The sequence below is a fragment of the Stenotrophomonas sp. S49 genome (assembly GCF_016624905.1).
Lineage (GTDB): Bacteria > Pseudomonadota > Gammaproteobacteria > Xanthomonadales > Xanthomonadaceae > Stenotrophomonas.
The window spans coordinates 1-13,610 of record NZ_JACVUD010000029.1 but is presented as its reverse complement, the minus strand read 5'-3'; the positions used below and the strand labels follow the sequence as shown (position 1 = coordinate 13,610).

Below are 13,610 nucleotides of genomic sequence, written 5' to 3'. Positions count from 1 at the left end.
TACGCCATTGAAGAGGTGGTGCCGCACCGCCAGGACATGTGCCTGCTGGAGCGCATCGTGCACTGGGACGATGAAGGCATCGAGGCCCAGCTGGTCGTGCCCGAGGCAGGGTTGTTCGTCGAAGACGGCGGCATTCCGGCCTGGGTGGGCATCGAATACATGGCCCAGGCCATTGCCGCATGGGCGGGGTGCCGCGCACGCACCGCCGGGCGCCCGCCGCAGCTGGGCTTCCTGCTCGGCAGCCGCCGCTACAGCAGCCAACGCAGCAGCTTCCCCAGCGGCACCTGCCTGCGCGTACAGGCGCGCTGCGAGCTGTTGGGCGACAATGGGCTGGGAATGTTCGCCTGCCGCATCCTGGCAGGCGACGAAGAATGGGCGGTTGCCAACGTGTCGGTGTTCGAACCGACCGACTCGATGGCCTATCTGGAGAGTGGACAGGCATGACAGGGAATCGGAGTGTGCTGGTGACCGGCGCCAGCCGGGGTATCGGCCGGGCCATCGCGCTGCGTATCGCGCGCGATGGCTTCGACGTGGTGGTGCATTGCCGCAGCCGCGTGGAGGAAGCGCAGGCCGTGGCTGCGGAAATCCAGGCGCTTGGCCAACAGGCCCGCGTGCTGGCCTTCGATGTGGCCGACCGGGCTGCCGCGCGTGCGGCGCTGGAAGCCGACGTGGAAGCGCACGGCGCCTACTACGGGGTGGTCTGCAATGCCGGCATCGCCCGTGACGGCGCCTTCCCGGCGCTGTCCGAAGACGATTGGGACCAGGTCATCCACACCAACCTGGACGGCTTCTACAACGTGCTGCACCCGCTGATCATGCCGATGGTGCGCCGTCGCAAGCCGGGCCGCATCGTCACCCTGTCGTCGGTGTCAGGCGTAGCCGGCAACCGTGGCCAGGTCAACTACAGCGCGGCCAAGGCCGGCATCATCGGCGCCACCAAGGCACTGGCGCTGGAACTGGCCAGCCGCCAGATCACCGTGAACTGCGTGGCCCCGGGCCTGATCGAGACCGACATGCTGAATGAAGAAGTGGTCGAACACGCATTGAAGCTGATTCCCGCCGGCCGCGTCGGCCGCCCGGACGAAGTGGCCGCCACCGTGGCCTTCCTGCTGTCCGAGCCGGCCGGGTACATCACCCGCCAGGTCATTTCGGTGAACGGGGGCATGATCTGATGGCCGCCGATCGTCGCGTCGTGGTGACCGGTGCCGCCGCCATCAGCCCGCTTGGCCACGACTGGCCGACCATCCAGGCGCATCTGCGCAGCTGCCGCAATGCGGTGCGCAGCATGCCCGAATGGGATGTCTATGCCGGCCTGAACACCAAGCTGGCCGCGCCCGCGCAGGATTACGACCTGCCGCCGAACTACAACCGCAAGACCACCCGTTCGATGGGCAAGGTCGCCATCATGTCGGTGCGCGCCACCGAAGTGGCGCTGCGCGAAGCGGGTCTGTACGAGCACCCGGTGCTGCGCAGCGGCCGTGCCGGCGTGGCCTACGGGTCGTCGTCGGGCAGCCATGAAGCCACCGGTGAATTCGGCCGCATGCTGCATGAATTCACCACCGATGGCATCAGTGCCACCACCTACCTGAAGATGATGAGCCACACCGCGCCGGTGAACATCGGCGTGTTCTTCGGCCTGTCCGGCCGCGTCTACACCACCTCCAGTGCCTGCACGTCGGGCAGCCAGGGCGTGGGCGCCGGTTACGAGGCGATCCGCAGCGGCAAGCAGACGGTGATGGTGGCCGGCGGTGCCGAACAGCTGGATGCCACCGCCGCGGCGGTGTTCGACACCTTGTTCGCCACCAGCACCCGCAACGACGCCCCGCAGACCACCCCGCGCCCGTTCGATGCCGGCCGCGATGGCCTGGTGCTGGGCGAGGGCGCCTGCACGCTCATCCTGGAAGACCTGGAACACGCGCAGGCGCGCGGCGCCACCATCCTGGCCGAGATCGTAGGTTACGGCACCAACAGCGATGGCCAGCACGTCACCCAGCCCAGCGCCGACACGATGGCCCAGGCCATGCGCCTGGCCCTGGAAGACGCCGGCCTGGAGCCGTCGCAGATCGACTACGTGAATGCCCATGGCACCGCCACCGACCACGGTGACATCGCCGAAACCCAGGCCACCGCCCAGGTATTCGGCAACGCCGTGCCGATCAGTTCGTTGAAGAGCTACGTCGGCCACATGCTGGGCGCCTGCGGTGCGTTCGAGGCCTGGATGAGCATCGAGATGATGCGCGCTGGCTGGTTCGCGCCCACCCTGAACCTGGGTGAGGTCGATCCGCGCTGCGGCCAGCTCGATTTCATCACCGGCCAGGGCCGTGAACTGCAGGCCGAGTACGTAATGAGCAACAATTTCGCCTTCGGCGGCATCAACACCTCGCTGGTGTTCCGCCGCTGGAGCGAGTGACCCGCTGTACCCGCACCCCAACAAGGAGATGTTCCGATGCGCCGCACCCTGCTGATCGCCGCCGCCACCGCGCTGCTGGCCCTGTCCTCCACCGCCTCGGCCCGCGACACCCGCGTCGAGCAGTCCCTGCGTGACCTGGTCAATTCGCAGGCCGCCAAAGATGCCGGCATCGATGGCAGCGTCCGCTTCTACCTGGCCGGCCAGCCGGTCAGCGTGCAGCAGCGCCTGGGCGAGGACGTGACCAACAAGAAGACCAACGCCGCCAACAAGAGCGACGAAGAAGCCTGCCGCTGGGTGGCCCTGTCGGCGCTGCGCGCGCTGCAGGATGGCGCCAAGTCGCGCGGCGCCAACGCCGTGGTCGACATCGTCAGCTACTACAAGAAGAACGAGTTCAAGAGCGCCACCAACTACGAATGCTATGCCGGCACGATCCTGGCAGGCGTGGCGCTGAAGGGCACCTACGCGAAGGTCAAGTAAGGCCCGCGCAGCGCCCGGTGCTGGCTGAACGCCGCCGCCACATTGCTGAACCCCGGTGGGGAAACGCCGTCGATCGCGCCGCCATCGTCGCGTGACGGCTTTCCCCGCCCCCGGCTTTCCGACACAATCATGGCTCTTCCCGGGTTATCGTCCCGCGGACATGCACGCCTACGTCTATAAAAGCCAAAAAAAGCCGGACACCTACGTCTATCTCGCCCGTCGTGATGACTTCAGTGCGCTGCCTGCGCCGCTGGCAGCGTCGCTGGGCGCGCTCACCTTCGTGCTGGATATCGCGCTGGATGCCTCGCGTCGCCTGGCCCAGGCCGATCCGGCCAAGGTCCGCAGCGAACTGACCGAACGTGGTTTCTACCTGCAGGTGCCGCCGTCGGTGGCCAGCCTGATGCCGCGCCACTATGACTGAGCTGTCCCGTTCGCGCGCCCTGACTGCAGCCTTCGGGCTGGGCGCCGTGCTGGCGCTGGGTTCGGCCCTGGGTGGCCTGCCGGGCGCGCTGCTCGCCGCCTTGGCGCAGCCGGCGTTCGCGCTGGGTGTGTCGTGGTGGCGGCGCAGCCGTGCGCTGCTGCCGCTGCAGCAGACCCTGCGCCAGGACGTGCCGGCGCTGCTGGCGCTGTGGTTCGCCGCGCCGCTGCTGCTGGCCCTGCTGTTGGCCTGGCCGCTGGCGGCGCTGCGCGACAGCGGCAGCCTGGCCGCCGTGCTCGGCCTGAGCGTGCTGGTCAGCGCCGCGTTGCTGGCGGCCTGGCGTACCTGGCCGCTGTGGAACGATGTCGAACGTCTGGATGGTGGCCTGGGCCCGCACTGGCAGGCACTGGCCGGGCGCGATCTGAGCGCCTGGCGTGGCCTGGGCGTGGCCGCGATCGTGGTGGCGCTGGCCGCGCTGGTGGTGTTGCCGGCCTGGCCGGAGTTGTTGCCCGAAGGCGCACGCTGGCCGGCCGCGCTGGCCGTGCTGCTGCTGTCGCCGCCGCTGCACCTGCTGCTGCAGAAGGTGCAGCCGGCACCGCTGGTGGCACTGCGCAGCCGTGTGCTGGACACCGCCAGCGACGACGCGGCCCCCCTGTTGACTGCCGTGGCCGACAGCACCCCGCTGGAAGCCATGGCGCCGCAGGAACTCACCCCGTCGCTGTTCGAAGCGGCCCGCCACGGCCGAGTCGACCGCGCGCTGCAGTTGCTGCAGGCCGGTGCCGACGCGCACGCGCTGCCCGATTCGAGCTGGCGCGACCAGCGCAGCCTGGCCGTGCTGGCGGCGGTGCTGCCGGACCTGCGCCTGCTGCGTGAACTGATCGGCCGCGGCGTCGACGTGAACGCTCCGCACCGCGGCATGACCCCGTTGCTGGCCGCCACCCGTGACAGTTGGCATGGCCGCCCCGAAGCGGTGATGACCCTGCTGGCCAACGGTGCCGATTCGCGCGCCACCGACAGCGACGGCAACACCCCACTGCACCATGCCGCACGCAGTTCCGACCCCGGCGTGGCCGCGCTGCTGCGCGATGCCGCTGCCGAAGTGGACGCGCTGAACCATGAAGGCTGGTCGCCGCTGGCGGTGGCCTGCCAGGTCGGCAATTGGCGCCTTGCACGCTTCCTGCTGGAGCGCGGCGCGCGTACCGAACCGGCCGAGGGTACCCCGGTCCTGCTGGCCGCAGCGGCCACCGAAGATGATGACCCGGCCGGTGTGCAGCTGCTGCTGAAGCACAAGGCCCGCGCCGATGCGCGTGATCGCCAGCGCCGCAGTGCGCTGCACGACGCCGCGCTGGCCGGCCACGTGGACATCATCGGCGTGCTGCTGGGCGCCGGTGCCAACCTGGAAGCCCGCGACGCGCTGGGCCGCACCCCGTGGCTGGAAGCAGCCCGTGCCGGCCGCGCAGCGGTGATCGAACACCTGCTGCCGCACAAGCCCGACCTGACCGCCGTCGATGGCGAAGGCCGCAACGCGGTGCTGCTGGCCGCCATGGCCGACGATGTGTCGCCGCTGCTGGTCAAGCGCCTGGTGGACCTGGGCATCGCCGCCGATGCCAGCGATCCCTTGGGCCGGCGCGCCGTCGATTACGCCGCCGAAGCCGGGCGCTGGGCGATCGTGGCCCTGCTCGATCCCAGCTATCCGCTGCCGGCTGCCGTCAGCGATGGCCTGGCCGAACGTGGCGATGCCGCCACCGCCAGCGGCCTGCTGCCGGACCGCCCGCCGCTGACCCTGCTGCGCGAAGCGCTGGGCTTCGGCAATACCGACGGCATGGCCGCCCTGGCCAGGCTGTGCCAGCCTGAAGAACTGGGCAGCCTGCTGCTGGACCCGGAACTGGCCCTGGAACCGCGTGCGGTGGATTGGCTGCTGGGCCATGGCGCCGACCCGTACGTGCGCGATGCCTGCGCCGACACCCCGATGTTCGCCCTGCTGGCGCGTGGCATCGATGCCGTGCCGGCGCTGCAGGTGATGCTGCAGCGTGGCCTGTCCCCGGCCGGCCGGGGTGGCTTGGCGCGCTTCCTGGCCGCCTGCGCACAGCACGACCAGGCCGCCCGTGGCCTGGAACAGCTGTCGCTGGAACTGCTGGAACGCGGCGCCGATCCGTTCGCGCCTTCGCCGGCAGGTGATCCGCCGTTGTCGTTGGCCGTGCGCCTGGGCTGGCTGCGCCTGCAGCAGGCCCTGCTGAACACCGGCGTGGACCGCGAAGCGCGCGACAGCCACGGCATGACCGCCCTGCACCTGGCCACCGCCCTGGCCCGGGAAGGCGCATTGAAGCTGCTGGTGCAGCACGGTGCATCGCCCGAAGCGCGCGCCGCCGACGGCCAGACCCCCTTGGGCGTGGCGCTGTCGATCGGCCGTCGCGACCTGGCCGATTGGCTGGACTGGCGCGTGTGGCCACTGCCGCGCCGCACGCTGCGCGAGAGCGATCTGCCGGCTGCCGCCATGGCCGGCGACGTCGATGCCGTGCGTCGCCTGAACGATCTCGGTTTTGCCGTCGATGCGGTGGATGCGCAGGGCTGCACGGCCCTGCTGCGCGCGGCCGGTGGCGGCCACCTGGCGGTGGTCGATCTGCTGCTGGCCCGTGGCGCCGATCCGCAGCATGGCGCGGCCAGTGGTGCCACGCCGTTGTCGGCGGCCGTCAGCATGCGCCAGGTCGATATCGTGTCGGCCCTGCTTGATGCCGGTGCGCAGCTGGAACACCGCCTGCCCGGCGGCGTGACCGTGCTGATGCTGGCCTCGGCGCTGGGTCTGCCGGACATCGTGGCGCGCCTGCTGACCGCCGGCGCCGACGTACATGCCGGCGATGCCCAGCAGTTGGGGCCGCTGCACTGCGCGGCGCTGTACGGTTTCAGTGCGCGCGACCGTTCGCGCCTGCTGGCCCTGCTGGATACGCTGCTGCTGGCCGGTGCCGAGCCGGACCAGGCCGCTGCCGGTTCGGTCACGCCGTTGCTGTTGCTGCTGGGTGCGCGCGCCGAGCCGGGCACGGCCTGCGACGAACAGGTGGTGATGGCCGCGGTGGAGCGCCTGCTGGATGAAGAGGTGAGCCTGGACGTGCGCGATCCGCGTGGCTTCGGCCCGCTGCATCTGGCCGCCCTGCACGGCCTGCCGCTGCTGGTGCAGCGCCTGCTGCGCGCCGGCGCCGACCCGGAAGCACGCGACAGCTTGAACCGCAGCCCGCGCGAGATCGCGGTCATGCGCGGCTTCATCGACGTGGCCGGCGAATTCGAACCGCGCGTCCCCGGCGTGTCCTCCATGGCCCGCTTCCTGCGCGACAACGGCTGAGGCGCGGGGTCGGATCCCTTTCCGCAGGAAAGGGCTCTGACCCCTGCATGGTGTCATGCACGCTCATCCACGCACGGCGTGGATCTACTTGTCGCGCTCGGCGTCGGCTTCGAACAGGTGCATCAGGTCGTTGCGGGCATCGCGCGAGGTCTGGATCACCGCAGCTTCGTCGTCGTACACCAGGTACTGGTCACGCAGCAGCTGTTCGTCGTGCTCGCGGAAGCGCTGCACATGGCGCTCGGCCACATCGGGCGCCACACCCAGCGCGGTCAGCACGCGGCCGCTCATCTCCAGGCTGGTGCCGAACACTTCGCGGAACGGCTCGGCCGACATGTCCATCAAGCGCCACGCATGCTGTCGGTTGCGCGCACGCGCCAGCACCTTCGCTTCCGGATACAGGCGGCGCACCATGCGCACCGCGCGCAGGTTGGTTTCCGGGTCGTCCACTGTGATCACGAACACATCAATGCGCTCGCCGCCGGCCGCGCGCAGCATTTCCGGCCGGGTCGGGTCGCCGTAGTACAGCTGGTTGCCGAAGCGGCGCAGGTCGGCCACGGTGTCCGGGTTCGCCTCCAGCGCCACGAACGGCACCTTCTGCGCGGTCAGCAGGCGCGCGATCACCTGGCCGAAGCGGCCCATGCCGGCAATCAGCACCTTGGGCTGGTTGTCCGGCGCCACCTTGTCGGCCGGCGCGGCATCACGCGGCGCCACGCGCTCGCGTCCCAGCAGCTTCAACAGCGCGATCATCAACAGCGGGGTGATGGCCATCGACAGGCCGACCACCGCCACCAGCCGGTCGTGGTTGGCATTGCCCAGCAGGTGCGCGCGCTGCGCCTCGTTGAACACCACGAAGGCGAACTCGCCGCCCAGCCACAGCACACTGCCCAGCAGCAGCGACTGCCGCGACGTCAGCCGCGCGACCCGGCCGATCGCGTACAGCACGCTGAACTTCACCAGCAGCAGCACGCCCACGCCGGTGGCGATCAGCCAGGGCTCGGCGGCAATGCGGTCCAGGTCGATGCCCATACCCACGGCAATGAAGAACAACCCCAGCAGCAGGCCCTTGAACGGCTCGATCTGCGCTTCCAGTTCATGGCGGAATTCCGAATCGGACAGCAGCACACCGGCCAGGAACGCGCCCAGGCTGGGGCTCAGCCCAGCTTCCTGCATGAACCAGGCGGTGCCCAGCACCACCAGCAGGGCGGTGGCGGTGAACACTTCGGGGCTGCGCGTGCGCGCGATGACGCCAAACACCCGCCGCAGCACCGGGCGCCCGCACAGGATCACCACCGCCAGCGCACCCAGCGCCACTGCCACATCTTCCCAGCGCAGGGTCTGGTTGCGCGCCCCGCCCAGCAGCGGAATGGCAGCCAGCAACGGAATGGCGATCAGGTCCTGGAACAGCAGGATGGCAAATCCCAGCCGCCCATGGTCGCTGTTCAGCGCCTTATGTTCCGACAGCAGCTGCAGGCCCACCGCCGTGGACGACAGGGCCAGCGCGATGCCCACCACCAGCGCGCTCTTCCACTGGAAATGGTCCAGCAGCAACAGCCCGCCCAGCAGCAGGCCGGACACCGCCACCTGTGCCGCACCGGCACCGAACACCGAACGCCGCATCACCTTCAGGCGTGAGGGTGACAATTCCAGCCCGATCACGAACAGCAGCATCACCACGCCGATCTCGGCCGCGCCCAGGATCCGGTCGGCATCCTGCACGAAGCCCAGCCCGTCCGGGCCCAGCACCACGCCGGCGGCCAGGTAGCCCAGCACCGCGCCGAAGCCGAACTTCTTGAATACCGGCACGGCGATCACCGCGGCCAGCAGCAGCACCAGTGCCAGTTCCAGACCACCGCTATGCATGGGAATACCTGGTCATCGCAGTGGCCGGGGCGCGTCCGTTCGGTTGGGGGAAGGGCGGTGGAGTGCCCTGCGCACATTATGCGCGCCTGCCCGTGCACGAACGACAACGGCACCGCAACCGGCAACCGGCCAGCGCCGGAACCGGGGTTGACCGCGGCAGTGGGCAGGTCCAGACTGCCCGCCGCTGCCGGTGTCTTGCGGCAGTACACCCATCCGGAGTCCCCAACCCATGTCCAGCGACAGTAGAAGTCGACCTCGTTCGACGCCAGCAATGGCAACCGCCTGACATCGGGACGGTCTGCCTGCGTTGGCGTTGCGCGAGGTCGCACCCACGAAAGGCAGATCCATGAACCAGAAGCAATTGCTGCGTCCGGTGGCCGATGCCGCCGCACTGGCCGCCCCCCTGGCCGACTACAACACCGCCGACGCGGTGGAATTCCTCAACACCCTGGAACTCGAGCGCGCCGCTGACACGCTGGCGGCACTGCCGCTGCCGCGCGCGGTGAAGATGCTGGAAGCACCGGAACTGCACCGCAGCGGTGAACTGGTGGCCGCACTGCCGCCGGCGCGTGCGGCCGCGCTGCTGGGCCTGATGGCCGACGACCGTGCCACCGACATCGTGCACGAGCTGGACGAAGACGAGCGCGCCCGGCTGATTCCGCTGCTGGGCAGTGAAGCCCGCCAGGCCATCCAGACCCTGCTCAGCTACCCGCCGAACACGGCCGGTGCGCTGATGACCACCGAATTCGTGGCGGTGCCCGCCAGCTGGACCGTGGCCCAGACCCTGCAGCACATCCGCCAAGTCGAGCGCACCCGCGAAACCGTGTACGCCATCTACGTGCTGGACCCGGCCAGCCAGCAGCTGCAGCAGGTGGTGACCATGCGCCGGCTGATCACCGGCCTGCCGGAGGAATCGATCCTGGACGTGGCCCAGGTCAACCCGCCGGTCACCGTCGATGCCCTGCTGGACCAGGAAGAAGTGGCGCGGCTGATCCGCCGCCACGACCTGCTGGCCATTCCGGTGGTCGATGCGCAGCAGCATCTGCTGGGCATCGTCACCGTCGATGACGTGCTGGACGCCCTGATTGAAGAGTCGACCGAGGACGCGCACAAGTTCGGCGGCATGGAAGCGCTGGACAAGCCGTACATGCAGATCGGCTTCTTCGAGATGCTGCGCAAGCGCGCCGGCTGGCTCAGCGTGTTGTTCCTGGGCGAAATGCTGACCGCCAGCGCCATGCAGCATTACGAGGATGAACTGGCGCGTGCCGTGGTGCTGACCCTGTTCATACCGCTCATCATGAGTTCCGGTGGCAATTCCGGTTCCCAGGCCACCTCGCTGCTGATCCGCAGCCTGGCCCTGCGCGAACTGCGCCTGCGCGACTGGTGGAAGGTGGCCCTGCGCGAAGTGCCCACCGGCATGGTGCTGGGCGCGATCCTGGGCTGCCTGGCTATCGTGCGCATCGTCATCTGGCAGCTGGGTGGCCTGCACGACTACGGCGAGCACTGGGTGCTGCTGGCCATCACCATTGGTGCGGCGCTGGTCGGCATCGTCACCTTCGGTTCGCTGTCCGGTTCCATGCTGCCCTTCATCCTCAAGCGCCTGGGCTTCGACCCGGCCAGCGCCTCGGCTCCGTTCGTGGCCACCCTGGTGGATGTGACCGGCCTGGTCATCTACTTCAGCATCGCCGCGATGATCCTGCACGGCACCCTGCTGTAACTGCTCTGGTAGGTGCCCACCTTGGTGGGCACGCGCAACGGCCACGCCGGGGTCAGAGCCCTTTCCTGCGGAAAGGGATCCGACCCCTACACCAACGCGGGGTCGGATCCCTGCGCGCAGCGCTGGGCTCTGACCCCTTCGCCACGGAATTTCGGTACCGTAGGCGCATGAGTACCTACCATCTGCAGTCCGTGTTCCGCCCGCAGTCGGTTGCGGTGATCGGCGGCAGCCCGCGCGATCGCTCGGCCGGCCGCGCGGTGATGCGCAACCTGCGTGGCACCGGTTTCCCCGGCAAGGTGGCGTGGATCAACCCGCGCCATGCCGAGATCGATGGCATCCGCACGGTGAAGCGGCTGAAGGACCTGGACTGGGTGCCGGACCTGGTGGTGATCACCGCGCCGGCGGCCATCGTGCCGCAGGTGGTGCGTACCGCCGCCGAGCGCGGCGTACAGGCGGCCATCATCCTCACCGCGCACCTGGGCGAAGGCCCGGGCTCGCTGTCCGAACAGGTGGAAACGGTGGCGCGCAAGCACGGCCTGCGCATCCTCGGCCCGCACTGCCTGGGCGTGATCGCGCCGCACGCACGGCTCAATGCCAGCATCGCCGCGCACTTCCCGCAGGCCGGCGACCTTGCCCTGATCTCCGAATCCTCGGCCATTGCGGCGGCGCTGGTGGAGTGGGGCGTGGCGCGCTCGGTCGGCTTCTCTGCCGTGGTGTCGCTGGGCGATACGATGGATGTCGACTTCGGTGATCTGCTCGATTATTTCGCCACCGACTACCGCACCCGCGCCATCCTGCTGTACGTCGAACACATCAAGGACGCGCGCAAGTTCATGTCGGCCGCGCGCGCGGCGGCGCGTGCCAAGCCGGTGGTGGTGGTGAAGTCCGGCCGCGCCGAGCGCGTGCAGCCCGGCAGTGCCGACACCCACGTGCAGGCCCTTGCCCGCGCCGATGATGTCTACGGCGCCGCCTTCAATCGGGCCGGGCTGCTGCGCGTCAGTGCGCTGGACGAGCTGTTCACCGCCGCCGAAACCCTGGGCCGCCTCGGCACGTTCCCGGGCCGACGACTGGCCGTGCTCAGCAACGGTGGCGGCGTCGGCCGCCTGGCCGTGGACCAGCTGGTAGCGCTGCGTGGCACCCTCGCGCAGCTGTCCGACAGCACGGTCGAAACGCTGGATAAGGTGCTGCCGCAGGGCTGGTCGCGCAGCAACCCGGTCGACATCGTGGTCGACGCCGATGGTGACCGCTACGCCGCCGCCATCGAAGCGCTGCTGGCCGACGGCGAGAACGATGCGGTGATGGTGGTCAACGTGCCGACCGCGTTCACCTCCTCGGCCGATGCGGCGCAGGCGCTGACCCGCACCCTGGGCCTGCGCCCGCGCCACCACCGCGACAAGCCCGTGTTCGCGGTCTGGCTGGGCAACGATGACCAGGCCACCGCCACGCTCAATGCGGCGCGCGTGCCGACCTACCCGACCGAAGCCGAAGCCGTGCGCGGCTTCCAGCACCTGGTGCGCTACCGCGAGGCGCAGAACGCGCTGATGGAAACCCCACCCAGCCTGCCGCAGGATTTCAGCGTGGACACGGCGCGGGCGCGCACGCTGGTCGATGCCGCGCTGGCCAATGGCCAGCAGTGGCTCGATCCGCTGGCCACCCATGAACTGCTGAAGGCCTACGGCATTCCTTCCGCGCCAGTGCTGCACGCACGCGATGCGCACGAAGCGATGGACCTGGCCCAGCCGCTGCTGGAACGCGGTGCCACCGTCGCGCTGAAGATTCTGTCGCCGGACATTCCGCACAAATCGGAAGTGGACGGCGTGCGCCTGAACCTGGCTACGCTGCCGGCGGTGCAGAGCGCGGCCAACGCGATCCTTGCCCGCGCGCGCCAGCTGCGCCCCGATGCGCGCATCGACGGTCTACTGGTGCAGCCCACCATCGTGCGGCCCAAGGCGCGCGAGATCATCGTCGGCATCGCCGATGATGCAACCTTCGGGCCGGTGATCGTGGTCGGTCGCGGTGGCACGGCGGTGGAAGTGATCAACGACAAGGCGCTGGCGCTGCCACCACTGGACCTGCGCCTGGCGCACGAACTGATCGGGCAGACCCGCGCCTCGCGCATCCTGAAGGCCTATGGCGATGTGCCTGCTGCCGACGAACGCGCGCTGGCGCTGGCCCTGGTGAAGCTGGCACAACTGGCCGCCGACATTCCCGAAGTGCGCACGCTGGACATCAACCCTTTGCTGGTGGACAGCAAGGGCATCCTCGCCCTTGATGCACGCGTGGCCATCGCACCCTCGCGCATCCTGCACAAGGGCCGTGGCCATCCGCGCTTCTCGGTGTTCCCGTACCCGAAGGAGTGGGAGCGCACCATCGAGCTGTCTGATGGTGGACGTGCCTTCGTGCGCCCGGTACGGCCGGAAGACGATGCACTGTTCCGCGCGTTCTTCGCCCGGGTCAGCGACGAAGACCTGCGCCTGCGTTTCTTCCAGTCGGTGAAGCATTTCAGCCACGAGTTCATCGCGCGCCTGACCCAGCTCGACTACGCGCGCTCGATCGCGCTGGTGGCCATCGATCCGCGCAGTGGCGACATGCTGGGCGCGGTGCGCCTGCATGCCGATGCCGATTACCATCGCGGCGAGTACGGCATCCTGATCCGCTCGGACCTGAAGGGCCACGGCATTGGCTGGCGCCTGATGGCGATCATGATCGAGTACGCCAAATGGCTGGGCCTGGACGTGGTGGAAGGGCAGGTGCTGCGCGAAAACAGCACCATGCTGGCAATGTGCCAGAGCCTGGGCTTCAAGGCGAAGCTGGACCCCGACGACCCCACTGTGATGGTGGTGACCCTGCCGGTGCAGCAGGTTGAGGTGCCCGCGGCGCCGGCATGACCGGCGCCTTGATAGCGCAATCCCGCGCTCCTTACTGGAAGCGCAACTCTTCAGTCACCTTGCTGCAGGATTGATCCAGCTCCACATGGAACGATCTGCGTTCGGCCATGGACAGTGGATCGGCAAGGTCCTCCTCATGCAATACGTCAAAGGCACGACCATCTGCCACGGAGGACGACAGGGCTACAAAGTAGGTCGTGGCTTTCCAAGCCCGGGTGCGCGAGACGTAGGCGTCCACAACACGCACGCAGTCGGGTTGCTCCCTGGCGGCCAGAATATTGGCGCGTGTCTTTTCAGGCAGTGTCTGCAGCGAAACCTTCCCGGAGGCTCCACACGCAGTGGGTGCGCATGTCAGAACAAAGCACAGCGTGATCGTCGACGCTCTGGACATCACTCATCTCCCCGGACAAAGAGTAGCGTCGAGCTTGCTCGACTGCTTTGGATCTTCGTAGAGTCGGGGGGGGGGGGGGGGGGGGGGGGGGGGGGGGGGGGGGGGGGGGGGGGCG

At 69.0% G+C, this 13,610-nt stretch carries 10 protein-coding genes; 8 read left to right on the top strand and 2 right to left on the bottom strand.

What is annotated here, in order from left to right; genetic code table 11:
* The first annotated feature begins 36 nt into the window (after positions 1 to 36).
* The 6 genes from IAE58_RS08525 (at position 37) to IAE58_RS08500 (ending at position 6,639) form a co-directional block, all read left to right on the top strand.
* Complete coding sequence (locus tag IAE58_RS08525) at positions 37 to 444, top strand: hypothetical protein (RefSeq protein WP_199932975.1); 408 nt, start codon at positions 37 to 39, stop codon at positions 442 to 444.
* Positions 441 to 1,172, top strand: a complete 732-nt coding sequence (locus IAE58_RS08520) for a 3-ketoacyl-ACP reductase FabG2 (RefSeq protein WP_108754568.1) — start codon at positions 441 to 443, stop codon at positions 1,170 to 1,172. The genes IAE58_RS08525 and IAE58_RS08520 overlap by 4 nt, the downstream gene beginning before the upstream one ends.
* Complete coding sequence (locus tag IAE58_RS08515; RefSeq protein WP_108754567.1) at positions 1,172 to 2,410, top strand: beta-ketoacyl-ACP synthase; 1,239 nt, start codon at positions 1,172 to 1,174, stop codon at positions 2,408 to 2,410. Before IAE58_RS08520 ends, IAE58_RS08515 begins: the two co-directional genes overlap by 1 nt.
* A gap of 36 nt (positions 2,411 to 2,446) precedes the next feature.
* A complete protein-coding gene (locus tag IAE58_RS08510; protein WP_108754566.1) occupies positions 2,447 to 2,887 on the top strand; it encodes an excinuclease ATPase subunit in 441 nt (146 codons plus the stop codon).
* Positions 2,888 to 3,047: 160 nt separating this feature from the next.
* A complete protein-coding gene (locus IAE58_RS08505) occupies positions 3,048 to 3,308 on the top strand; it encodes a YcgL domain-containing protein (protein WP_108754565.1) in 261 nt (86 codons plus the stop codon).
* Positions 3,301 to 6,639 (top strand): ankyrin repeat domain-containing protein, encoded by a 3,339-nt coding sequence (locus IAE58_RS08500; protein ID WP_199932951.1) that lies wholly within the window; start codon positions 3,301 to 3,303, stop codon positions 6,637 to 6,639. Before IAE58_RS08505 ends, IAE58_RS08500 begins: the two co-directional genes overlap by 8 nt.
* A gap of 84 nt (positions 6,640 to 6,723) precedes the next feature.
* On the opposite strand, the gene IAE58_RS08495 is transcribed toward IAE58_RS08500, so the two are convergent.
* The gene (locus IAE58_RS08495) at positions 6,724 to 8,499 is read right to left on the bottom strand and encodes a monovalent cation:proton antiporter-2 (CPA2) family protein (protein WP_199932950.1); all 1,776 of its coding nucleotides are present in this window, start codon (positions 8,497 to 8,499) and stop codon (positions 6,724 to 6,726) included.
* 346 nt (positions 8,500 to 8,845) lie between these two features.
* Here IAE58_RS08495 and mgtE point away from each other — a divergent pair, with 346 nt between their 5' ends.
* Both mgtE and IAE58_RS08485 read left to right on the top strand, forming a co-directional pair.
* Entirely contained in the window at positions 8,846 to 10,216 is a 1,371-nt protein-coding gene (gene mgtE, locus IAE58_RS08490) for a magnesium transporter (protein ID WP_108751308.1), read from the top strand.
* Positions 10,217 to 10,383: 167 nt separating this feature from the next.
* Positions 10,384 to 13,104 (top strand): bifunctional acetate--CoA ligase family protein/GNAT family N-acetyltransferase, encoded by a 2,721-nt coding sequence (locus tag IAE58_RS08485; RefSeq protein WP_199932949.1) that lies wholly within the window; start codon positions 10,384 to 10,386, stop codon positions 13,102 to 13,104.
* 31 nt (positions 13,105 to 13,135) lie between these two features.
* Here IAE58_RS08485 and IAE58_RS08480 read toward each other — a convergent pair whose 3' ends face one another.
* Positions 13,136 to 13,495 carry a hypothetical protein gene (locus IAE58_RS08480; protein WP_199932948.1) on the bottom strand — a complete coding sequence of 120 codons (360 nt, stop codon included), beginning with the start codon at positions 13,493 to 13,495 and terminating at the stop codon, positions 13,136 to 13,138.
* Between the last annotated feature and the right edge of the window lie 115 nt (positions 13,496 to 13,610).